General features: G+C 65.3%; 21 protein-coding genes and 1 pseudogene. All 22 read right to left on the reverse strand.

All coding sequences use genetic code 11. The annotated features are described in order from the left end of the window. Positions 1-5: 5 nt before the first annotated feature. Positions 6-1,698, reverse strand: a pseudogene (fliF, locus tag O8I58_RS02700) (flagellar basal-body MS-ring/collar protein FliF). Between the two features lie 15 nt (positions 1,699-1,713). Next, positions 1,714-2,085: a flagellar hook-basal body complex protein FliE gene (gene fliE / locus O8I58_RS02705; protein ID WP_298320461.1), complete on the reverse strand. Its 372-nt coding sequence runs from the start codon at positions 2,083-2,085 to the stop codon at positions 1,714-1,716. A gap of 215 nt (positions 2,086-2,300) precedes the next feature. After that, a complete protein-coding gene (locus O8I58_RS02710) occupies positions 2,301-3,746 on the reverse strand; it encodes a sigma-54 dependent transcriptional regulator (protein ID WP_298320463.1) in 1,446 nt (481 codons plus the stop codon). Continuing rightward, a complete protein-coding gene (locus tag O8I58_RS02715; RefSeq protein WP_298320465.1) occupies positions 3,739-4,119 on the reverse strand; it encodes a response regulator in 381 nt (126 codons plus the stop codon). Before O8I58_RS02715 ends, O8I58_RS02710 begins: the two co-directional genes overlap by 8 nt. Positions 4,120-4,127: 8 nt before the next feature. Next, positions 4,128-5,528: an RNA polymerase factor sigma-54 gene (rpoN, locus tag O8I58_RS02720; RefSeq protein WP_298320468.1), complete on the reverse strand. Its 1,401-nt coding sequence runs from the start codon at positions 5,526-5,528 to the stop codon at positions 4,128-4,130. Between the two features lie 198 nt (positions 5,529-5,726). After that, positions 5,727-6,359 carry a response regulator transcription factor gene (locus tag O8I58_RS02725; protein ID WP_298320470.1) on the reverse strand — a complete coding sequence of 211 codons (633 nt, stop codon included), beginning with the start codon at positions 6,357-6,359 and terminating at the stop codon, positions 5,727-5,729. Between the two features lie 148 nt (positions 6,360-6,507). Continuing rightward, entirely contained in the window at positions 6,508-7,098 is a 591-nt protein-coding gene (locus O8I58_RS02730) for a PilZ domain-containing protein (protein WP_298320472.1), read from the reverse strand. Positions 7,099-7,208: 110 nt separating this feature from the next. Then, entirely contained in the window at positions 7,209-7,499 is a 291-nt protein-coding gene (locus tag O8I58_RS02735) for a hypothetical protein (protein WP_298320474.1), read from the reverse strand. Then, positions 7,499-7,924: a flagellar export chaperone FliS gene (gene fliS, locus O8I58_RS02740; RefSeq protein WP_298320476.1), complete on the reverse strand. Its 426-nt coding sequence runs from the start codon at positions 7,922-7,924 to the stop codon at positions 7,499-7,501. Before fliS ends, O8I58_RS02735 begins: the two co-directional genes overlap by 1 nt. A gap of 24 nt (positions 7,925-7,948) precedes the next feature. Next, positions 7,949-9,352 (reverse strand): flagellar filament capping protein FliD, encoded by a 1,404-nt coding sequence (fliD, locus tag O8I58_RS02745; protein ID WP_298320477.1) that lies wholly within the window; start codon positions 9,350-9,352, stop codon positions 7,949-7,951. A 132-nt stretch (positions 9,353-9,484) separates the two neighbouring features. After that, positions 9,485-10,690, reverse strand: a complete 1,206-nt coding sequence (locus O8I58_RS02750) for a flagellin (protein WP_298320478.1) — start codon at positions 10,688-10,690, stop codon at positions 9,485-9,487. Positions 10,691-10,941: 251 nt separating this feature from the next. Next, positions 10,942-12,144 (reverse strand): flagellar hook-associated protein FlgL, encoded by a 1,203-nt coding sequence (gene flgL / locus O8I58_RS02755; protein ID WP_298320479.1) that lies wholly within the window; start codon positions 12,142-12,144, stop codon positions 10,942-10,944. Positions 12,145-12,146: 2 nt separating this feature from the next. Then, on the reverse strand, positions 12,147-13,991 hold the full coding sequence (flgK, locus tag O8I58_RS02760; RefSeq protein ID WP_298320481.1) for a flagellar hook-associated protein FlgK: 1,845 nt from the start codon (positions 13,989-13,991) through the stop codon (positions 12,147-12,149). Between the two features lie 14 nt (positions 13,992-14,005). Beyond that, positions 14,006-14,914: a flagellar assembly peptidoglycan hydrolase FlgJ gene (gene flgJ, locus O8I58_RS02765; RefSeq protein ID WP_345781337.1), complete on the reverse strand. Its 909-nt coding sequence runs from the start codon at positions 14,912-14,914 to the stop codon at positions 14,006-14,008. 20 nt (positions 14,915-14,934) lie between these two features. Further along, on the reverse strand, positions 14,935-16,047 hold the full coding sequence (locus tag O8I58_RS02770) for a flagellar basal body P-ring protein FlgI (protein WP_298320483.1): 1,113 nt from the start codon (positions 16,045-16,047) through the stop codon (positions 14,935-14,937). A 75-nt stretch (positions 16,048-16,122) separates the two neighbouring features. After that, entirely contained in the window at positions 16,123-16,839 is a 717-nt protein-coding gene (gene flgH, locus O8I58_RS02775) for a flagellar basal body L-ring protein FlgH (RefSeq protein WP_298320485.1), read from the reverse strand. An 11-nt stretch (positions 16,840-16,850) separates the two neighbouring features. Next, positions 16,851-17,636, reverse strand: coding sequence for a flagellar basal-body rod protein FlgG (flgG, locus tag O8I58_RS02780; RefSeq protein WP_298320487.1), 786 nt, complete (start codon positions 17,634-17,636; stop codon positions 16,851-16,853). A gap of 161 nt (positions 17,637-17,797) precedes the next feature. Beyond that, a complete protein-coding gene (locus O8I58_RS02785; protein ID WP_298320489.1) occupies positions 17,798-18,544 on the reverse strand; it encodes a flagellar basal-body rod protein FlgF in 747 nt (248 codons plus the stop codon). A gap of 37 nt (positions 18,545-18,581) precedes the next feature. Then, entirely contained in the window at positions 18,582-19,808 is a 1,227-nt protein-coding gene (gene flgE, locus O8I58_RS02790; protein WP_298320491.1) for a flagellar hook protein FlgE, read from the reverse strand. Between the two features lie 46 nt (positions 19,809-19,854). Beyond that, on the reverse strand, positions 19,855-20,550 hold the full coding sequence (locus tag O8I58_RS02795) for a flagellar hook capping FlgD N-terminal domain-containing protein (RefSeq protein ID WP_298320493.1): 696 nt from the start codon (positions 20,548-20,550) through the stop codon (positions 19,855-19,857). 20 nt (positions 20,551-20,570) lie between these two features. Then, positions 20,571-20,978 carry a flagellar basal body rod protein FlgC gene (gene flgC, locus O8I58_RS02800; protein WP_298320495.1) on the reverse strand — a complete coding sequence of 136 codons (408 nt, stop codon included), beginning with the start codon at positions 20,976-20,978 and terminating at the stop codon, positions 20,571-20,573. A gap of 11 nt (positions 20,979-20,989) precedes the next feature. After that, the gene (gene flgB / locus O8I58_RS02805; protein ID WP_298320497.1) at positions 20,990-21,382 is read right to left on the reverse strand and encodes a flagellar basal body rod protein FlgB; all 393 of its coding nucleotides are present in this window, start codon (positions 21,380-21,382) and stop codon (positions 20,990-20,992) included. Between the last annotated feature and the right edge of the window lie 137 nt (positions 21,383-21,519).

Below are 21,519 nucleotides of genomic sequence, written 5' to 3' on the forward strand. Positions count from 1 at the left end.
TGGCATCAGGCTTCATTGGCGACCCATCCCTTGACGACCTGGGCCACGCGCTTGGAGTCGGCCTTCACTGCTTCGCGTGCAAGGCGCAGGCGTTCCTCATAGGCGTCGGGCAGGGCAATGCTGGACTTGTGCTCGCCGATGCTGGCGGTGTCTTCGGCAAGCGCCAGCATCGGGTCATCATCCTGCAGGATCGAGACGCTGGCCGTCTGCGGTTCGGCCCTGTCCTTCTTGTTGGCTGCCGGGGTGGCGCCGCTGATCTGGCGCAGGGCCGGGCGCAACACGCCAAAGGCCAGGGCCAGGACCACGACCGCGCCAAGCAGCAGGCGCAGGGCATCGCGCATGCGCGGGTCTTCCCACCATTTGGGTGCGTCCTGCGTCTCGGTGGCGGTGCGCACGAACGGCGCGTTCATCACCGACACCGTATCGCCGCGCTCGGCGCTGAATCCGACCGCCTGCTTGACCAGGCCCTCGATCCGGGTCAGCTCCGCCGCGTCCAGCGGCTGGTCGGTGACCTTCCCTTGCGCGCCTGGGCGCGGCACGTTGTCGATCAGCACCGCTACCGAGACGCGCTTGATGCGCCCAGCGGGCTGCCGGGTGTGCTGCAGGGTGCGGTCCAGCTCGTAGTTGCGGGTGGCGTTCTTGGTGGTTTCGGTCGGCGTCGCGGCAGTGGCCTGCTGCGCGTTGGTGCCAGTAGCAGGCGTGGCGGGCTGACCAGGCTTGGCGGTCGCCGCCGGCGTGTTGCTGGTCGCACCGGGAATACCCTGCGGGCCGGCCGCAGCGGTGCTGCTGTCGCTGACTTGTTCGCTGCGCAGTTTGGGCGGATCACCGTTGTACAGCTCGCGGGCTTCCTCCACGACCGAGAAGTCCATCGTCCACGCTGACCTCGGGATTGACCCGGCCAGGCCCGGTCATGGGTTCAAGCAGTTCGCGAATGCGCTGGTTGTAGGAACTCTCCTGGCGACGCACCTGATCGAACTGGGCCGCATTGAGCGCCGCATCGCTGTTCGGGTCGGAGATGGTGAGCATGCGGCCGCTCTGGTCGACCACGGTGACGCGTTCGGGCGAGAGATCCGGGATGCTGGAGGCGACCATGTTGACGATCGCATCGACCTGGTTGCGTTCCAGCGTGTTGCCGCCACGCAGTTCCAGCACGACCGAGGCGCTGGCCGCGTCACGCTGGCGGGTGAAGGCGCTGGGCTTGGGAATGGCTAGGTGCACCCGCGCCTCGCGCACTGGGCGCAGGGTGGAAATGGTGCGCGCCAGCTCGGTTTCCAGCGCGTGCTGGTAGCGGGCGTTTTCGACGAACTGGCTGACGCCGAAACCCGGGTCCTTCTCCATTACCTCGAACCCCATCCGCCCGCTGTCGGTCAGGCCGGAGCCGGCCAGCTTCAGGCGTGCGTCGTACAGGCTGGACTGCGGGACCGTGATCGCACCGGTGGCCTGGTCGATCTTGAACGGGATCTGCGCGCTCCGCAGCAGGTCGGTCGCTTCGGCCGTGCCTTTCTCGTCAAGGCCGGTATACAGCGGGGCGTAGTCCGGCTTCTGCGACCAGAAGAACACGAACAGCCCGGCCGCAACCGCCAGGGCGATCATCGACATCAGGCCGATGCGGCGGGTGATCTGCAGGCTCTGCATGCGATCGAACCAGGCGCCGGCCTTTTCGCTGTTGAGGGTGTCTTTGGTGAGGGCGAGGGCCATCGGGATCTACCTTGCTTACAGCGGCATGTTCATCACGTCCTGGTAGGCCTGGACGAGTCGATTGCGGACTTCCACGGTGGCGCGGAACGCCACCTGGGACTGTTGGGCGGCCAGCATGACCTTGGCCAACCCGGCGTCGGGGTCGCCGAGTTCGAATGCCCTGGCAAGGTCGCTGGCTTTCTGCTGGGTGTCGTTGACGCCGCTGATGGCGCCACGCAGGGTGTCGCTGAAGCTGGGCGCATGTGTACCGGAAACTCCCTGATCACCGACCAGCCCCTGGATCTGGTTTCCGCGCGCCACATCGCCGACCTGGCCGGGCGCGCTCTGGCTGACCTGGCTCTGGTAGCTGCGGATCTGCGAAAGGATCGAACTGATGGAATCGCTCATCGAGGGGGCTCGTGCCAACAGGGCACTTCCCTCAATGCAAGTGGCGTGCCGAAACTGCGGCGGGTTTCCGGCGCGGTCGCGTTTGTTCGTCGGGCGGGTACGCGCAGCGCACCCGGGAGACGCCTATCGGGAAAGCCTCCCAGGGGCTACTGCACTTGCCGGGTCGACGGACAGAAAGCCGGACGGACCCGTCACTGCAAGGCGTTATCGCCGGCTCAGCTGACCAGTTCGACCTGGTCGCGGTCGACGCCATATTTGCGCAGCTTCTCGACCAGCGTCGTACGCCGCAGGCCCAGCAGTTGTGCGGCATGTGCGACGACGCCCTGGCTGCGTTCCAACGCTTCGCTGATCAGGGACAGCTCGATGTTGGCGATATGCCCGCGCAGATCGATGCCATCGTCGGGCAGGCCGGGAGGGACGATCGTTTCCGGTGCGGCCGCCGGTTTTTCGACGCTCGCTGCGCGGGCCGGCGAGGGCGCAACCTCTGCAGCGGTCACGTCGTTGAAATCGCCCCGATAGCGGGCAGGCAGGTCCTGCACGCGCACCAGGCCCGCGGGATGCAGGACCGCCAGGCGCTCGACCAGGTTGGTCAACTCACGCACGTTGCCTGGCCACGGATAGCTGCGCAGCGCGAACAGGGCTTCGTCGGTGAAGCGGACTTCACCGCGGCCGGTCCGGGCCAGCTGTGCGGCAATGGTCTGGAACAGGGCCGGCAGGTCATCAGCACGGTCGCGCAGCGCCGGCATCTCGATCGGGAACACGTTGAGGCGATAGAACAGGTCCTCACGGAACTGGCCCTTGCCGATGCACGCTTCCAGGTTGCGGTGGGTCGCGGCGATCACCCGCACGTTGCAGCGGATGGTCTGGCCGCCGCCGACGCGTTCGAAACTGCGCTCCTGCAGCACGCGCAGCAGCTTGACCTGCATTGGCAGGCTCATGTCGCCGATTTCGTCCAGCAGCAGGGTTCCACCCTCGGCCATCTCGAAGCGGCCCTTGCGCGCACTCAGGGCACCGGTGAAGGCGCCTTTCTCGTGGCCGAACAGCTCGCTTTCCAGCAGATCCGCCGGGATCGCCCCGCAGTTGATCGCCACGAACGGACCATCGCGACGTGGCGACTGCTGGTGGATCGAGCGGGCGACCACTTCCTTGCCGGTGCCCGATTCGCCCAGCACCAGCACCGTGGTGTCGAACGGGGCGACCTGGTCGATCAGTCGGCGCAAATGGGTAACCGCCGGACTGCTGCCGGTGGGGCCATGGTTCTGGCTGGCGCCGGCCTGGTGTTCGGCGTCCAGGCGCTTGAGGCTGGCGCGGCGCAGCAGGGTCTCCAGCTGGGCATAGCGAAGCGGTGGATCCAGCGGCCAGACGTTGGCCTCGTGCAGGCCATGGGCGGCGGCGAACGCGCTGTTGTCGCCGCCCATCAGCAGCACCGGCGGTGGAAGTGGCGAGCGTGCCAGCCAGTCGAAGAAGGCCCCGCCCTGCGGTACCTGGTCGGCCGAACCGACCATCACCGCCAGCCATTCGTGCTGGCGGTGGCGATTGGGGTTGAGGTCGGCGATGTCGGTGATCCAGCGCGGATTGAAATCCATGAATTCGAGCAACGCGACGGTGCGCTCGGCGCGCACGGCGTCGTCGTCGATCACAAGGATGCGGGATTCACTCATGCTCTCTCTCCACCAGATCTTCCAGAATGGGCATGACTTCCTGGATATATGAAAGTTTGCTGACGAAGTTGTCAGCCCCCGCGCGCAATGCATGTTCGCGGTGCTCTGCGTCGTCGAAATGACTGGCGATGACGATGTATGGCGCATCATCTTGCGACTTGATCAAACGGGTGGCCTGAAGCCCTCCCATCTCTGGCATTGCCAGGTCCATCAGGATCACCGCCGGGCGCAGCGCTTCGGAGCGCTCGATCGCCTCCAGGCCATTGCTGGCGCTACCGACGACCTGCAGCCAGTCGAGCTTGCGGAAGTGGCGCATCGCGGCGTTGATGAAGCCTTCGTGGTCGTCGACCAGCAGAACGGTGAGCTTGCTCATGGGAATCCTTATCCGGTGCGCGCCAGCAGCGCCTTGGTGGGCCGGCGGCGCTCGCGGGCCGGCGCAATGTCGAGTTGCTCGCGGTATTTTGCGACGGTTCGGCGGGCGATGTTGACCCCCTGGCGGGCCAGCAGCCCGGCGATGGCCTCGTCGGCCAACGGCCGCCCATTCGGTTCCGATTCGATCAGGCGCCGCACCATTGCCTTGACTGCCGCGCCGGAGACGCTGGCACCTTCCAGGCGCACGGCGAAGAAATGCTTCAGTTCGAAAGTGCCGCGCGGGGTCTGCAGGTATTTGCCGCTGGTGATGCGCGAGATTGTCGATTCGTGCATACCGATCTCCTCGGCGATCTCCTTCAGGGTCAGCGGCGCCATCGCCTCGTCGCCCTGTACCAGGAAGGAGGCCTGGCGCTCGACGATGGCGCGGGTGGTGCGCAGCAGGGTCTCGTAGCGCATCGACAGGCCGCGGGTCAGCCAGCGCGCTTCCTGAAGCAGGTCGCGTAGCGGTTGCGCGGCTTCGCCGGCATTGGCCAGCGCCCGCTCATGCATGGGATTGACGCCGACCCGGTGGGTGGTCGCCGGGTTCAGCGCCACCCGCCAGCTGCCGTCGGCGTGCCAGGCGACGACGTCGGGAATCACACTGACATTGCTTTCCGGCAGCAGGTCATCTCCGGGCCGCGGTTGCAGCGACAGGATCAGGCGGACCGCTTCGCGCACATCGTCGGCCTCAGCGTCCAACTGCTGGGCAATGCGCGGGTAGTCGTGGCTGGCCAGCAGGGCCAGGTCGCCGTCCAGGATGCGCGTGGCCAGGTGGCGTGCGGCGACGCGGCCGGGCAGGGCGGTCAGCTGGGCCTGCAGGCATTCGCGCAGGTCGCGCGCGGCCAGGCCGGCCGGCTCGCCGTGCAGCAGGCGTTGGCGGATCGCTTCGACCTTATCGATGGTGATGTCATGGCGCGCGCAGGCCAGCAGCTGCAGATCGGCCAGCGGTGCGGTCAGGTAGCCGGCGTCATCGGTCTGTTCAAGCCAGAAGGCCGCTACCGCCAGCGCGTGCTGGTCCAGGTCGAGCGCCAGTTCACGCAGCACGCGCACATGCGGATCGCTGGACTCGCCGGCGGCCACGCGCTGCATGCGGTCGTCGCCTGCGTCCCAGCTGCTGCCGTGCACGTCCCACATCGAGCTTTCGGGCAGTTCATCGAACGCCGCGGTCTCCAGCGCCGGATCGCCGTCGGCCGACGATTCGGCGTTGGCGTCGGTGGTTTCCTCCAGCTCAAGCAGCGGGTTGGTCTCCAGCGCGCGACGGATCTCCAGCTCCAGCTGCATGCCGTCCAGTTGCAGCAGGCGGATCGACTGCAGCAGCTGCGGCGTGAGGTGGAGCTGCTGTCCAAGTTGGGCTGAAAGGGTCGGTTTCATGCAATGTCCAGACACACCGGCGCGGGCTGGTGCCATGGAAGCATCTTCCCTCTTATGGTGACGACTTTTGCATCGGGGCCGCATGTGCAGGGGTAGGGTGAATCCCCTACGAGGCGTGGGTAATTCCCCTACATGCCGGGGAGGGCGCCGACTTTCCCCGCCGGATTCACGACGCTTTGCAGGGCGCTCGCGCTGCGATCAGAGCAGTTCGTTGTGATGCTTGGCGGCCAACAGGACCAGGTCATTGGCGCGACGGCAGCCGAGCGACTCCATCATCCGCGCGCGGTGGGTTTCGACCGTCTTGACACTGATTCCCAGGTCCGCCGCGATTTCCTTATTGCTCTGGCCACGGCCGATTTCACGCAGGATCTCGCGCTGGCGCGGCGGGAGTGCGGCAATGCCGACCGGTTTTTCGCGGCCCAGCATGGGCGCGATCATCCGTAGTGAGATCTGGGGGCTCAGGAACAGTTGGCCCGCGAGGGCCGCGCGCAACGCCAGTTCCAGTTCCTGCGGCGCGGCATCCTTGACCACGAAGCCCGCCGCGCCACGGTCCAGCGCGTCACGCACATGCAGTGGGTCGTCGTGCATCGACATCACCACCACCCGCATCCTCGGCGCGACGCGCAGGATGTCGGTCATCGCGTCCAGGCCGCTGCGGCCCGGCAGCGACAGGTCCATCAGCACGACATCCGGCCGATGCAGCGTGGCCATGTCCAGCGCCTGCTGCGCATTGCTTGCCTCGGCCACCACGTCGATGTCGGCAAAGGCCTGCAACAGGCGCGACAGGCCGGCACGAACCAAGGTGTGATCGTCGACGATGATGACTCGCACGCGCGAGGGCCTCTCCTCTGTAAGCCTGATACCTTAGTTGATGCGCACCAGGGTGCCTACCTTGGATGTGTCGTCCCCGGGTGCGGCGACTCACCCGACCCAGTTGAAATGGCTGGGAAATGCACGTGGAGCGCGGGTATTTGCCGGTTCAGCGGGCGGGTTCCCTGCGGCGCGCGTCGGCGACCTGGCGTCGATGCAGGCGGAACAGGTGGCGTTCAAGGACTTCTTCCAATCCAGGCGCCAATGCGGCAAAGCGCAGCCACAGGAAGAAGCTGCCAGTGCCGGTCTCGGACTCGGTCAGCAGGATCACCGGGAGCTCGATGTGTTCGGGCAGCCAGTCGCAAGGTTGCAGCCGCACCAGCCCGGCGGCCCCGGCGAATGCGCCGCTGCGCGCGCCGGTTTCCAGGCGGATGCCGCGGCGCGACCAACGCACCGGACGCAGCGGCAGGCTGCCTTCGGACTTGCGCGCAAGCCGGCCGACCATCACCAGCAGCAGGTCGAGCTTGGCTTCCACCCGCTGGACCTGCAGTGGCTGCTCGCTGCGCTCTTCGCGGAGGTCGTCGCTGCGCAGGTCTTCGATCTGGGCAATGCTGCGCAGCGTCGACTCGGCCAGGCCGGGACGCGGGGAAACCGAACCGGCCTGGAATTCGGCTGGCAAGGGCAGGTCGCAGGTGATCGCGTCGTGGAACAGTTCGGCATCGGCCTGGGTCGAGGCAGCGGCATTGGGCGGAAGGTTCATGACCGGTTTCTCAGTTTCAGTGGTCTTCCCAGGAGCATGGCGGGTGAGGGCGGTCGTCGCCCCGCGCCACCTGTCCGGACTCAGCGCAGAACAGGGCCGTACGCGCTAGATCAGCGCAGCGTCGCGTAGGAGCGTATCGCCTGGCGCGCCTTGTGCGCGTTGTGCAGCCACTCGGAGGCTTCGTCGCGCATCTGGCCCATGAGCGACAGGAGTTCGGCCTGGGCACGGAGCAACTGCTGGCATTCGTCGTGTGACAACGACGAGGGTGCTTGCGAGAAGCAGTCGCGGACTGCCTCGTCGTAGTTGTGCACGCGCCGTTCCAGGCTCGGATAGTCCTGCGCATGCAAGGCTGCGCAGATCCCTTCCAGATCACCGATCAAGCGTTGTGCGGCCAGGCTCATCATGCAGGTACTGGCGTCTGCCGCGGCTGGTCACGGGCACTCTGTGGAATCGCATTCCATGCCCCGGCGATTTCCTCCAGCAGGCCGGAGACTTCGTCCAGCGCAGCGCCGTCGTTGTGCATGTTGGCTTCCGTGAGCCGGCGCATCGCATAGCTGTACAGATCGGACAGGCGACCGGCGATGTCCCCGCCTTGCTGGTGGTCCAGGGAGGCATTGAGGTGCGAGACGATGGCGCAGGCATCGGCGATGGCCTTGCCCTTGCCCGGGATGTCGCGGCGTTCCATGCAGGCCCGCGCCAGGCGGATGCGCTTGCACGCTCCGTCCAGCATCAGGCTGATCAGGCGATGCGGGTCCTCGCCCAGGGCCGCGCTGCTGACGCCGGTCTTGCGATAGAAATCTGCGATGTTTCGGCTGGCACCATGCATGGCATGTGTCCTTGATGTTTGGGGTTAGCTGGACTTCTTCGAGCTGCTGGAGCTTCCGGAGCTCATGCCCAGGCTGTCGATCATCTGGGTCAGATAGCTGCTCGTGGTGGACATCTTCGCCATCGTCGCTTCCATCGCGGTGAACTTGGCCTTGTAGCGCGCTTCGACCTTCTGCATCCTCGCGTTCAGATCCGTGGTCTGGTCGGCGAGGTCCTTGATCTTGTTGTCCAGGCTGAGCGTGCGCTGGGGGATGACGCCGGTATTGCTCGTAAGCATGTTCTGCATCAGTGTCTTCATGTCCTTGCCGAAATCGGCATCGGCGCCGAACACATTGCTGACCGCTGAAGGATTGGCATCCAGTGCTTCGGACAACTTGCCCGCGTCCAGGGTCATCGCGCCGGTCTTGTCGGTGGTGATGCCCAGTTGCGTCAGCGCGGCGTAGTTGCTGCCGACCAGGCTGCGCAGCTGCGATTCGAGGTTGCGCACCAGCGAATCACCGGTCAGCGCGGCTTGGGTCTGGGCCTCGACGTCGAACGCGCTGACGGTGCCGAGGATGGTCAGCGCAGCGTTGTAGGCACTGACGTAACTGCTCACCGCGGTGCTGACCGCACTCTGGTCGGTCTCCACGGCGAGGTTGTAGGCGCTGCCTTCGGTGGTCTTGGTCAGGGTCAGGGTCACCCCATCGAGCACGTCGGTCAGCGTGTTGCTGGCCGAGGTCTTGGTGTAACCGTCGACCTTGATCAGTGCGTCCTGGGCAGCCGTGGTCTGGCTCAGGCCAACGCTGCTGCCGTCGCTGGCGGTGACGCCAGGGTAGGTCAGCGCCGCCAGCGCGGCATCGCTGCTGCTGACCTGGATCGCATTGGCTTGGCCGGTATCGGCGGCGGTCAGCACCAGGCGGTCGCCGTCATCGGTCCTGACCACGCTGGCAACCGCGCCCTGTCCGCTGGTCTTGGCATTGATCGCCGCGGCGATGTTGGCCAGGGTGTAGTCGGCGTTGATAGTGACGTCGTAGCTGTGATCGCCGGCAGTGATGGTCAGCGTGCCGGCACCGACTGCGGCATCGGCGGCATAGGCGGCCGAGGTCAGCTTGTGCTTGGTCGCCAGCTGGCTCACCTCGATGTCATAGCTGCCGACGCTGGCACCGGACGCGGCGACGGCGGTGAAGCCTGCACCTTCGGCCACGGTGGCGGTGCGCGCATTGCCGCTCTTGCCGCTGTCAAGGCCTTCGAGCGCGGTCTGCACCGCCGACAGTGCGCTGGACACCTTGCCCAGCGCGGAAATCTTGCCGTTGGCACTGCTGGTCGCCTTGCTGATGCGGGTATCGGCACCAGCGCGTTCGGCGGCCACCAGCTTGGTGACCAGGGTCTCGGTGTCCACGCCGGAACTGAGGCCCGAAAAACTGATGGTGCCGGTATAGACCGAACTCATGCGCACTCACCTCCACCGACGCGCGAACGCCGCCTGGTGAGGGCGGCGACGGGTGGTTGTGGGCGCGATGGGTTCAATGGCGTTTCCGGCAAGAGGAGTCCGCCGGAGGGGGTGTCCCTCCGGCGGATTCGGTTACTGCAGCAGCTTGAGCACGTTCTGGGTCGACGCGTTGGCCTGGGCCAGCATCGCGGTACCGGCCTGCTGCAGGATCTGCGTGCGGGTCAGTTCGGCGGTTTCGGCGGCGTAGTCGGCATCCATGATGCGGCTGCGCGAGGACGACAGGTTTTCCGAGGTCGTGGACAGGTTGGCGATGGTCGAGGTGAAGCGGTTCTGGATCGCACCCATGTCGGCGCGGGCCGAGGTGACCGACTCCAGCGCGTTGTCGATGATTTCCAGCGCCTGCGACGCACCGGTGAAGCTGGTGATGTCGACCGACTTGGAAGTCGTCGCGGCGGCGAGCGTGGTTTCGGCGACGCCGGTGACGGTTTCGCCATCGACGGTGGCGTCACCGGTGTAGGGATCGCCAGCGGCGGCGGCAGTACCGAACGAGAACGTCTGCCCGGCCTTGACCGAGGACAGGGTGATCGCACCGTCGTCGCCGACCGAGGCGAATACTCCAGTGGTGTCCAGCTTGGCGTTGATCGCGGCGGCGGTGGCCTTGCTGATCGAATCGCCGGCGGCGACGCTGAAGTCGCCCAGGGCGATGTTGCTGGTGTTGCCATCGGCGTCGGTCACGGTGATGCCGAGGCCCGAGACCGTGGTGTCGGCGGTGGCGGCATCGGCGGTGCGGGCGGCCAGGCTCGCGGTTTCCGAGAACTGGGTCTTGCCCAGCGAATCGACGTTCGCATCGACGATGCTGCCGACCTGGATGGTCTGGCCGGCGTTGGCGCCGACCTGGAACAGCGCGCCGGAGAAGCTGCCGTCGAGCAGGTTGGTGCCGTTGAAGTTGGTCTGGTTCGCAACGCGGTCGATTTCCGACAGCAGCTGGGTGACTTCGGCCTGCAGGGCGTCGCGGTCGGTCGAGGAGTTGGTGGCGTTGGCCGACTGCACCGACAGCTCGCGGATACGCTGCAGGTTGTTGGTGATTTCTTCCATCGCGCCTTCAGCGGTCTGCGCCAGCGAGATGCCGTCGTTGGCGTTGCGCGAAGCCTGGTCCAGGCCGTTGATCTGGGTGCTGAAGCGCTGCGAGATCGCCAGACCTGCGGCGTCGTCTTTCGCGCTGTTGATGCGCAGGCCGGATGACAGGCGCTGGATCGTGGTGGCCAGGCTCGATGAGGAGTTATTCAGATTCCGCTGAGCGTTCAGCGACATCACATTGGTGTTGATGACTTGTGCCATGGTGTTATCTCCTGTAGGGATTTGACCCGGCGGAAAGCGGTCCGGCCGGCGTTGCAGTGAGCCGGGTGGACTACCCTCGCTGCTGCTGACACTAAATAACGGCGACCAGTCAACAACCTTTAATGTTTTTTTGGGGCAACTCCGAAACAGGGGGGAGGGCGTGCCCGCGCGACGTCGGCGACGTTTCGCTACAGGGGTGGGGCACGGGCGTGGCGTGGCGTACATGGGATGCGTGTGCGTGAAGGCGCGGCTCAGAGCTGCTTGAACAACGACATCTGCTGGATCTGCGCGAACACGCGCTGCGCCGCATCCAGTGCGGTGCTTTCCTGGCTATAGCGGCTGAGCGCCTCGGCGTAATCGAGGTCGCGGATGCTCGACAGGTCGGTCTTGGTGGCGACCGTACGTGATGCATTCAGATCGTTGGCGTTGTCGATCGCGCTCTGCCCGGCGCCGCCTTCGGCGCGTGCATCGACGAAAGCCTGCTGCGCGGTCGAGATGTCGCGCAGGCCGGACTGCAGCGCGTTGTGCTGCGCTGCACGCTGCGCATCGGTGGTGGTTTCGGTGCCGAGGGTGGAGGCCAGTTCCTTCAGCGTGGAAAAAATATCGCGGGTGCCGGAGGGCGCGATCGTGAACGTGTCGCCGGCGGCAGGTGCGCCTTCCAGTCGCATCTGGATGCCGCCGTAGGCGATGGTGTCGCCGTCGCTGTAGCGACCGCTGTCGAGCACGCCGCCACTGGCGTCGCGCACTTCGTAGGTATCGGGCGCAGTGAACACCACGTTATAGGTGGCGCCGTTCCAGGTGTCCGAATTGGTGATGCCGAAATCCAGCAGCAGGCCGGTGCCGGTGTTGGCGGCGCCGACGCTGGTGTCGACGGTGCCGGTGCCGGTGCGTACGCGCATGAACACTTCGCTGCCGGGCAGGGTGTCGTTGATTCGCAGGCCGGAGGCGACCTCGACCTGGCGCTGGGTCTGGTCCCCGTTGTAGACCACCTTGCCGCCGCTCAGGGTGAAGGGTGCATTGCCATCCTGGGTGCCACCGAACAGGTAGCGGCCACTGCCGTCATCGCTGTTGGACAGGGCCAGCAGCTGGTTGTAGATGGTGTTGAACTCGTTGGAGATGGACTTGCGGTCGGCGTCGGACAGGCTGGCGTTGTTGGCCTGCACGCTGAGCGTCCGCACCCGCGTCAACAGGTCGCCGGCCTGGGCCAGCACGCTTTCCTGCTGGTTCAGGCGACTCTGCAGCTGGGTGGCGTTGTCGCCGTACTGGTCCAGCCGCGCCAGGCTGCGATCCATCTGCTGCGAACGGCCTGCCCCGAGCGGATCATCGGCACCGGTGACCATCTTCGACCCGGTCGAGACCTGCTGGTAGGTCTTGGCCAGCTCGCGCTGCTTGGCCATCATCAGGTTGAGTGAGAACTGGTACTGGCCATTGGTCGAGATGCGGGTATTGCCCATGGTCAGACGGCCTGTAGCAAGGTCTGGAAGATGTTATCGGCGCTGGCGATGATTTTTGCAGCGGCCTGGTAGGCCTGCTGGTACTTGATCAGGTCGGCGGCCTCCTGGTCCAGATTCACGCCCGAGATCGAGTCGCGCGCGGCCAGGGCCTGGTTGTTGATGGTCTGCTCGGATTCATGCGCGTTCCTGGCCTGGGACGCAGCCGAAGCCACCGTGGTGGTGAAGCTGGACAAGGCGGCATTGAGGCTCAAGTTGCCACCATCCAGCGGCTTGGAATCGTCCAGTACCGCCATCCGCAGCACATTGCCGTTGTCGCTGGAGCCGGGGGCGGTGGCGCTGATGCTGAAGCTGTCGCCGGCCGCCGGCGCCCCATCCAGGGTGAAGCTCCAGCCGTTGGCCGAGATCGTGTCTCCGGGCGCGTAGCTGTAGGGCCCGCCGCCATCGACGGTGTACTGCCCCGCATCCAGGAACTGGACCTCGGCGCTGTTCTGCAGGCTGGCGTTACCCGGGTCGACGACACTGAGGTTGGCCACCGTGGCATTGCCGACATTGTCCAGGTCGGCCTTGCCCTGAACAGCGCGCGCCGCGGCGATCATCCCGGGGTCACTGAACGCCACGCCCAGCGTTCCGGCGCTTCCGCCGGTCGGCTTGATCATGAAACGGTCACCGGCTGTCGCGGTGCCCGAGACGGTGACCGACACGCCGTTGATCACCAACGGGTCGGCAGCGGTACCGCTGCCGGCCAGCGGCAGGGCCACCCCGGTATCGGCGCGCGAGGCCGACCAATTGGTCCCGTCGAAACCCAGGACCAGGTCGGTGCCATCCAGCTGGGCAACCTGAGCCACGCTCGCTTGCAAGGTCGCGCTGCCGAGATTGTCGGCATGGGGGCTGACCGTGGGGGGGCTCACAGTGAACATGTCCACGCCGCGCTGGCCATAAATGTCCACGCCAGCCGCCTGGGCCTGGTTGACGCTGTCGGCCACGGCCACCGCCATGCGCCCCAGGGCGTTGACGGCCGGGTCCAGCACGTTGCTGCGGAATTCCAGCGTTCCGCCCAGCGAGCCACCCAGTGCGCCGTTGCCAAGCGGGATGGTCTGGCCTTGCGCGACCAGCGCCAGGTTCAGACGATCGGAATGGTACGGGTCCTTGACGGTGGTCAAGGCCATCGCCGTGGTCCCGACCACCAGCGCCTGGCCGCGGCCGCTGTACACGTTGATGGAACCGTCGTCCTGGCTTGCGGTCGTGCCGCCGGTGAAGGACACCAGCTTCTCGATCAAGGCATCCCGTTTGTCCAGGGCTTCCAGCGCCGGACTGTCGGTCTGCGAGATCTGCCGGTTGAGCTTGGCGATCTGGCTGGTCAGGTCGTTGACCTGTTTCACGCTGTCACTCAGGGTCGAATCCACGTCGTCGGACATCGAGTCCAGGCTGGCATCGAGCTGGTTGAACCGGTTGGCCAGGGTGCCAGCACTCTGCAGCACGGCCTGGCGCGAGACGTTGGAGGAGGGATCGCTACCCAGGCCGCTGAGCGCATCGAAGAATCCCGACCAGACCCCGCTCAAGTTGGTGGTTTTGTCCGAGAGCAGGCCATCCATGTTGCCACTGAGGGTGGACAGCCGGTCCAGCCGGTTGAGTTCTCCATTGCTGTCCAGCACCCGCGCGGTGGCCAGCGAATCGGTCGTCCGCTTCACGCCCTGGACCTGTACCCCATCGGTGCTCAGCGTGGACAGGTCGGTGACCTGACGGCTGTATCCCGGCGTATTGGCGTTGGCGACGTTGTTGCTGATCGTGGCCAGCGAGCGCTGGTAGCCGAGCAGGGCACTGGTGCCGGTTGAGAACAGGTTGGGCATGCGATGTGCTCCGGTTACCTGCTGGCCAGCAGGTCACGTGGCGTGTCGACCGCCAGTGCACGTTCGAGGGTGGGACCGTTGGCGATGGCGTGGATCTTGCGCGCATAGCCTGGGTCGGTGGCGTAGCCAGCCCGCTGCAGTTCGCTGGCAAAGCGCTTGACGTCGCTACCAGCCTGGAGCGCGTGCTGGTAGCGCGGGTTGCTCTTGAGCAGGCGCACGTAGTCGGCAAAGCTTTCGGCAGCCGAATCGTAGGCACGGAAATCGGCACGTTCGCTGCGTCGCTGGCCGTCCACGTATTCGTGGGTCGCAGTGTTGACCCGGGAGCCTTGCCAGCCGCTGGCCTTGATCCCGAACAGATTGTTGGCGCTGTTGCCCCGGTCATCGCGGATGCCGCGACGGCCCCAGCCGGTTTCCAGCGCGGCCTGTGCGACCAGGGCGCGTGGATCCACGCCCAGCTCCTGCGCGGCCCGGCGTGCGTGCGGCCAGATCTTGGCCACGAAGTGTTCGGGCGTGCCGGCGGGAAATTTGGACGGGTCGGATGCGGCGATCCGACCGACCTCGTCGCACGCAGATGGGTCAGTGGCATTGGCCTGCGCGCCCGCATCACCGGACCGGCTGCTGTCACGGACCGGGGTGAGCATGACAGGTGTCCCCGTGGCGTCCGATGCGGCCTGCTCGGCCCCCAGCTGGCGCGAGATCTGCGAGGCCAGCCCCAGGCCCTTGCCCTGGCTCAGCAGGTCGGAGAGCTGGCGATCGTACAAATCGTGGTAGACCTGGTTCTCCTGCGGAAACAGCGAGTCACCGAAGCTGGCTTCGCGCATGCACTTGACCAGCATCTGGGTGAACTGGCTCTCCAGCTTCCGGGAAACATCGTCGATGCGGCTTTTCTGCGGCGGAAGCCCGGACGTCGTACCCAGCGGCATGGCGGGGCGATCAATGTTCATCAGATCACCTCCAGGTCCGCCTGCAGCGCACCGACCTGCTTGAGCGCTTCGAGGATCGCGATCAGGTCGCCCGGCGCGGCACCGATATCGTTGACTGCCTTGACGATCTGCTCCAGGGAGACCCCGCCCTGGAACTTGAACATATGGCCACCCTGGGCGGTCGCCGACACCTGCGATTGCGGCGTCGCGACGGTGTTGCCGGCAGAGAAGGCATCTGGCTGGCTGACCACGGTGGACTCGGACACGGTGACCGTCAACGAGCCATGGCTGACCGCGGCCGGCATGACCCTGACCGCCGAACCGATCACCACCGTGCCGGTGCGCGAATTGACCACGATGCGGGCCGCGCTCTCGCCGGGAGTGAGTTCCAGGTTCTCGACCTGGGCCAGGAAGTTGACGCGCTGTCCAGCGCCACTGGGCGCCTGCATGCTGATGGTGCCGCCGTCGATGGCGGCGGCGCTGTCGGGACCGAAGGTTTCGTTCAACACCGCCACCATGCGCGAGGCCGTGGTGAAGTCAGGCTGATGCAGATTGATGGTCAACACGTTGCTGCCGCCGAAGATGTCGGGCAGGGCGCGTTCCACCGTGGCGCCATTGGGAATGCGGCCGACGCTTGGCACGTTGACCGAAATGCGCGAGCCATCCTTGCCTTCGGCGCCGAAGCCGCCGACCACCAGGCTGCCCTGGGCGATCGCGTAGATCTGGCCGTCGATGCCCTTCAATGGCGCCATCAACAGTGAGCCACCGCGCAGCGAAACCGAATTGCCGATCGAGGAGACGGTGATGTCGATCGGCTGGCCGGGCTTGGCGAAAGGCGGCAACTCGGCGTGGATCGCCACCGCTGCGACGTTCTTCAATTGCGGATTGACGCCCGAAGGCAGGTTCACGCCCAGCTCGTTGAGCATGTTGCGCAAGCTCTGGACAGTGAACGGGGTCTGGCTGGTCCGGTCACCCGTGCCATCCAGGCCAACCACCAGGCCATAGCCGATCAACGGATTTCCACGCACGCCGCCGATGTCGGCGATGTCCTTGATGCGTTCTGCCAAGGCCGGGCCAGGCAACAAGGCCAAGGCCAGCACCAGAAAGGGAAGCGGCCACCATCTGGCTGCCATCGTCTTGCCGGCAGCCTGGAGGCGGACATCCTGGACGTCTTGTCGTGTGGTCGGACTCATGGTGGAACTCGACACTCAATAAGGATAGGCGGATGACTGGAAGAACTTCGCCAATGGACCGGGAGTGTTGGACTGGGCCAGGGGGCCACGGCCGCGATAGGTGATGCGGGCGTCGGCGATCAGGCTCGAGGACACCTTGTTTTCGTTGGAGATATCGGCATCGCGGACCACGCCTTCAACACGGATGTATTCGTTGCCCTGGTTCAGGCTCAGGTTCTTCTCGCCACGGATGACCAGATTGCCGTTGCCCAGGCGACGGATAACCGTCACGGTGAGATTCCCGCTGAGGGTATTGCTCTGGCTGCTCTTGCCGCTGCCGTCAAAATCCCGGCTGGCATCGACCTGGTTCTCCAGCAGGTTGCGCCCCCTGAGCGTGACCCCCTTGCCTGCGATGGTGGGTGCGGCCATGTCCATGGTGCTGTTCTTGCTTGTGGTGGTCGCCGCATCGGTCTTGGCCGAGGTGGTTTCTTCCAGGACGATGGTCAGCAGGTCGCCAACGTTGCGCGCCCGCCGGTCGCCGTAGATGTTGAGTTGGCCAACACCGTCCTGGCGATAGATCGAGCCGGCCATCGGCGCATAGACAATGGCCGTCTGCTCCACCTGCTCCTGTTCCTTGCGTTCCTTTCTTTCGTTGAGTTTGTTGAGGCCAAGCGAAACCAGCGGAATGCTGAGGCAGCCGCCCAGCAGGATGGGCAGCGACAGTGCGGCAACGGGGAGTACGAATCGTTTCATGTCACGTCGCTTCAAACGTTGTTGTTGAGGTAGCCGAGCATGGAGTCGGTCGTGGAAATCGCCTTGGCGTTCATCTCGTAAGCGCGCTGGGTTTCGATCATGCTGACCAGCTGCTCGACGGTGTTGACGTTCGAGCCTTCCAGCGCGCCCTGGACGATGCTGCCCAGTCCATCCAGCCCGGCGGTGCCTGCCTGGGCCGGGCCGGAAGCGGAGGTTTCCTGATAGAGGTTCTGGCCCATCGCCTGCAGACCGGGAGGGTTGATGAAGTCGGTCAGGCTCAGTGTCCCGACCTCGGTCCCGGTCGCACTGCCTGCGACCTGGGCGGTGACGGTGCCGTCGGCGCCGATGGTGATGCTCTGCGCGCCTTCCGGGATCTGGATGCCGGGCTGCACCGGGTAACCGCTGTTGGTCACCAGCGCGCCGTCGGCATTGACGTGGAAGCTGCCGTCGCGGGTATAGGCCGAGGTGCCATCAGGCATCTGTACCTCGAAGAAGCCGCGGCCGTTGACCATCACGTCCAGCGCGTTGCCGGTCTGCTGCTGGCTGCCCTGTTCGAAATTCTTGGCGGTGGCCACCACGCGCACGCCGGTACCGAGCTGCAAGCCAGTGGGCAGGGCGCTGGACTGGGAACTGGCCCCGCCCGGTTGCCTGACCTGGTGGTAGAGCAGGTCTTCGAAGTTGGCGCGGTCGCTCTTGAAACCCGTGGTGTTGGCGTTGGCCAGGTTGTTGGAGACCACCGACATCCGTGTCTGCTGCGCGTCCAGTCCGGTCTTGGCGACCCACAAAGCCTGATTCATGTCCTCGCTCCTCGGTGCGGCGTCGGATTTGCGCCGTCATGGATAGGCAATGCAAACGCTGTGCCGAAAAGCGGTGGGCAAGGGGGAGTAGCCGTCGGAGGCCAAAAAAAAGCCGGGGCATGCCCGGCTCCATTGACGCTTTGTTTCCGCCTGCGATGTCCTCAACTGCCCAGACGCAGCAGGGTGTTGGCCGACTGGGCATTGTCATCACTGGCCTTAATCACTTTCACCTGCATTTCAAACTGACGCTGCAGCTGGATCATCTGCACCAGCGCGTCGGCGGTATCGACGTTGCTGCCTTCCATGACGCCAGTGGTCAACACGCTGCCCTGCGCGCGGGGCAGCGGTGTTTGCGGGCTCGCATTGCGCATCAGTCCATCCAGGCCACGGGTCAGCTGCTTCTGTCCGGCCGCGACCGTGCGCAGGCGGCCGATCGTGGCCATCGTTTCCGGACCCTGTCCCTGCGGGACGATGGAGATCGTGCCGTCGTCGCCGATCTGCATTGATTCGTGCGGTGGCACCACCATCGGCACGCCGTTGTCATCCAGCACAGGCCGCCCCGCACTGAGCAGCTGGCCATTGGGCGTCAGCAACAGATTGCCTGCGCGGGTATAGCCTTCTCCGCCATCGGCGGCCTGAACTGCAAGCCAGTGGTCCTGGGACAGCGACACATCCAGCGGATTCCCAGTGACCTGTTGCGAGCCGGGACGGTTGTTGAAGCCAGTGTCGCCCAGCACCGAATCCACCCGCGACGGATAGCCGTTGCCAGGAATCCGGTAGGCCTGGGTATTGGCCAGCGCCTCCTTGAATCCCGGGGTGTCGGCATTGGCGAGATTGTGCGACACCGACGTCTGCGCCTGCAGGCTGGCGCTGGCTCCGGTCATCGCGACATAGGCGGCCTTGTCCATCAGCGAGATCTCCGCGGCACTGGCAACGATTCAGGCATCAGCGGGAGATGTTGATCACGGTCTGGGTGATCTCGTCCTGGGTGGTGATCATCTTGGCGTTGGCCTGGAAGTTGCGCTGGGCCACGATCATGTTGACCAGCTGCTCGGTCAGATCCACCGTGGAGGCTTCCAGCGCGCCGGACTGGGTGCTGCCAAAATCCGAGCTGCCCGGGGCGCCGGTGCGTGGCGTGCCCGCCGAGGTGGTCGCCGCCCAGCAGTTGTTGCCCTGCGGCTGCAAACCCTGCTTGTTGTTGAAGTTGGTCAGTGCGATCTGACCCAGCAGCTTCTTGTTGCCGTTGTTGTAGCTGGCATAGACCATGCCATCGGCCGCGATCTCGAACTTGGACAGGCTGCCGGCCGCATAACCGTCCTGGCTCAGGTCGTTGACTGCAAAGGCTTCGCCATACTGGGAAGAGTCGCCTACCTGCATGCTGATGCTCAGGCTTCCGGCACCACTGGCGGGGGTGTAGCCATCCAGACTGATCGTGCCGTTGGCCGGGCTCAGCAACTTGCCGCTGTCCGAATACGTCAGGGTCGTCGGCGTGGCGCTGACCGAGGTGCCGTCGATCGCCGTGTACTGCTGCCACTCGTTGGCGTTGGCGGTCTTGACGTAATACATCGTCATCACGTGCGAGACGCCCAGTGAGTCGTAGACGGTGACCGACGTGGAGTAGTTGTAGCTGTTGGCGTTGGCCGGGTCGAAGGTCGCGACCGCCGGTGCGCTGGCATTGGCGGGCAGGGTGACGTTGGCGCTGACCGAACTGGTGGGATTGGGCGAACTGTCGGTCGTGCTCAACTTCAGGTTGGTCATGCTTGCGGTGCTGACCGTGGCGCCATCTTCGTTGGGAGCGAATACCTGCAGGTTGTAGCCATCGGGGGTCACCACATTGCCGTCGGCGTCCATCTGGAAGTTGCCCGAGCGGGTATACAGCGCGTTGCCGTTGTTGGAAACGTTGAAGAACCCGTTGCCGGAGATCGCCACGTCCAGGGTGTTCCCGGTGTTGTCGATGTTGCCCTGCTTGAACTGCTGGGCCACGTCCGCAGTCCGCGCGCCGCTGCCGACCGCGTTGTTGGCCACGCCATAGGTGCCGCCCATGAAGATGTCGGCGAATTCCGCGCGCGATTCCTTGAAGCCGGTGGTCCCGGTGTTGGCGATGTTGTTGGAGGTCACGTTGAGATCGGCATTACTGGCACGCAAGCCGGACAGTGAAGTGTTGAAGCCCATGGCGATTCCTCGGGAAAGTAGGGTGACGGCCGGTACCGGCGCGGAACTAGCTGATGCGTTGCACTTGGGCGAGCGGGATGCTTTGTCCGCCGGCCAGATTCAGGGTGACCCCGTCCTTGCCCAGGCTGACGCTCTCGACGGTGGCCTGGGTCTGGGTGTCCAGCGGGATCGGCCGACCATCGCTACCGGTCTGGGTGGCGGTCAAACGGTAGTTGCCAGCGGGCTGGCGATGACCTGCATCGTCCTTGCCGTCCCACGCGACCTGACGCGCCCCGGCCGGACCGGCATCCAGGACGAAGCTGCGGACCGGCACGCCGTTGCCATCCTTGACCACGACATTCACCGCGCCCGGTCCGTCGACCTTGAGCGAGGCATTGGCTTCGCCGTCCGCGGGAAGTGACAGGCCTGATCCCGGGACCTCCACCTGCCGGCCGATCAAGGCCGCGCCACGCAGCGCCTGGTCCGAACCGTTGACGCCGAGGAACTGGTCGGCCTTCTTGTTCAAGTCACTCAGGCCCTGCACGGTCGAAATCTGCGCCAGCTGGGCCAGGAAGGCGCCGTTGTCCATCGGGTTCAACGGATCCTGGTTCTTCAACTGCTGGGTCATCATCATCAGGAAGTCGGCCTGGCCGAGCTTGTCCTTCTGCGTGTTTTCATCGGCCTGCTGCCGTTCGGCCACGCTCTTCCTGCTGGTTGCAGTCAAGCCCAGGCTGGAGAGGGCATCGGTGGAGATCGCGTTCATCGGTGGAATCCTCGGTCGCCTCAGCGACCCATTGTCAGAGTGGCCAGTGCCAGATCTTTGGCGGTGTTGAGCATCTCAACGCCTGCCTGGTAACTGCGCGAAGCGGAAATCATGTTGACCATCTGCGCCACCGGATCGACATCGGGCGCGTAGACGTAGCCGTCGGCGTCGGCCAGCGGATGGCCGGGCTCATAGCGTTTGATCGGAGCAGCTTCGCTCTGGCTGATCTCCTTGACCCTGACCCCGGTGAGGCTGGAGTCCTCGCGATTGGGCTGGGCCTGGAAGATCGGTTCGATCGGTCGGTAGACCTGGTCGGGCGAGGACGCCACCGAATCGGCGTTGGCCAGGTTGGAGGCAATGGTGCTCAGTCGCACCGATTGCGCCTGCAGGGCCGAGCCGGCGACATCGAAGATCGGCAGGTTGCTCATGGCGTGGCTCCTTACTGGCCGGTGATCGCGGTCAACATGCTCTTGACCTTCGATTCGAGGAACGAGAGCGAGGCGCGGTATTCGAGCGCCGCACGACCGTAGGCCGCGCGTTCGGTATCGGGATCGACCGTATTGCCGTCCAGGCTGGGCTGGACCGAATCACGGTTAAACAGGAATGCCCCAGGCCCACTGTCTGCAACCGCGATATGGCCCGGGTCGGTGGTCGCCAGCCCTCCTTGCTGCTGGCCGGCGGCCTCAAGTGCGGCCTTGAAGTCCAGATCCTTGGCCCTGTAACCCGGCGTGTCAGCGTTGCTCAGGTTGCTGGCGATGAGCTTCATCCGTTCCTCGCGCAACGGCAGCGCGCTGGCCTGGATGCCGAGATAGGCCGAAATGGGGTTGGGCATGGAGGGCCTCGGGCGTGAGTGGCTGCCTGGAGAAAGCAAGCGCTGTGCCAAAGCCGAGACCAGGCCAATTGGCAAACCTCGTGATGAATGTCAATTTGGGCTAAAGATGTTCGCCAATGGCTCCGATAACTTCCCGT

It is taken from the genome of Pseudoxanthomonas sp. (assembly GCF_027498035.1).
Classification (GTDB): Bacteria; Pseudomonadota; Gammaproteobacteria; order Xanthomonadales; family Xanthomonadaceae; genus Pseudoxanthomonas_A.

Excerpts from the sequence above, each read along its gene's own strand:
- fliE (WP_298320461.1), bottom strand. The coding sequence starts at position 2,085 with ATGAGCGATTCCATCAGTTCGATCCTTTCGCAGATCCGCAGCTACCAG.
- O8I58_RS02710 (WP_298320463.1), bottom strand. The coding sequence starts at position 3,746 with ATGAGTGAATCCCGCATCCTTGTGATCGACGACGACGCCGTGCGCGCC.
- O8I58_RS02715 (WP_298320465.1), bottom strand. The coding sequence starts at position 4,119 with ATGAGCAAGCTCACCGTTCTGCTGGTCGACGACCACGAAGGCTTCATC.
- rpoN (WP_298320468.1), bottom strand. The coding sequence starts at position 5,528 with ATGAAACCGACCCTTTCAGCCCAACTTGGACAGCAGCTCCACCTCACG.
- O8I58_RS02730 (WP_298320472.1), bottom strand. The coding sequence starts at position 7,098 with ATGAACCTTCCGCCCAATGCCGCTGCCTCGACCCAGGCCGATGCCGAA.
- O8I58_RS02735 (WP_298320474.1), bottom strand. The coding sequence starts at position 7,499 with ATGAGCCTGGCCGCACAACGCTTGATCGGTGATCTGGAAGGGATCTGC.
- fliS (WP_298320476.1), bottom strand. The coding sequence starts at position 7,924 with ATGCATGGTGCCAGCCGAAACATCGCAGATTTCTATCGCAAGACCGGC.
- fliD (WP_298320477.1), bottom strand. The coding sequence starts at position 9,352 with ATGAGTTCGGTCTATACCGGCACCATCAGTTTTTCGGGCCTCAGTTCC.
- O8I58_RS02750 (WP_298320478.1), bottom strand. The coding sequence starts at position 10,690 with ATGGCACAAGTCATCAACACCAATGTGATGTCGCTGAACGCTCAGCGG.
- flgL (WP_298320479.1), bottom strand. The coding sequence starts at position 12,144 with ATGGGCAATACCCGCATCTCGACCAATGGCCAGTACCAGTTCTCACTC.
- flgK (WP_298320481.1), bottom strand. The coding sequence starts at position 13,991 with ATGCCCAACCTGTTCTCAACCGGCACCAGTGCCCTGCTCGGCTACCAG.
- flgJ (WP_345781337.1), bottom strand. The coding sequence starts at position 14,914 with ATGCCGCTGGGTACGACGTCCGGGCTTCCGCCGCAGAAAAGCCGCATC.
- O8I58_RS02770 (WP_298320483.1), bottom strand. The coding sequence starts at position 16,047 with ATGGCAGCCAGATGGTGGCCGCTTCCCTTTCTGGTGCTGGCCTTGGCC.
- flgH (WP_298320485.1), bottom strand. The coding sequence starts at position 16,839 with ATGAAACGATTCGTACTCCCCGTTGCCGCACTGTCGCTGCCCATCCTG.
- flgG (WP_298320487.1), bottom strand. The coding sequence starts at position 17,636 with ATGAATCAGGCTTTGTGGGTCGCCAAGACCGGACTGGACGCGCAGCAG.
- O8I58_RS02785 (WP_298320489.1), bottom strand. The coding sequence starts at position 18,544 with ATGGACAAGGCCGCCTATGTCGCGATGACCGGAGCCAGCGCCAGCCTG.
- flgE (WP_298320491.1), bottom strand. The coding sequence starts at position 19,808 with ATGGGCTTCAACACTTCACTGTCCGGCTTGCGTGCCAGTAATGCCGAT.
- O8I58_RS02795 (WP_298320493.1), bottom strand. The coding sequence starts at position 20,550 with ATGAACGCGATCTCCACCGATGCCCTCTCCAGCCTGGGCTTGACTGCA.
- flgC (WP_298320495.1), bottom strand. The coding sequence starts at position 20,978 with ATGAGCAACCTGCCGATCTTCGATGTCGCCGGCTCGGCCCTGCAGGCG.
- flgB (WP_298320497.1), bottom strand. The coding sequence starts at position 21,382 with ATGCCCAACCCCATTTCGGCCTATCTCGGCATCCAGGCCAGCGCGCTG.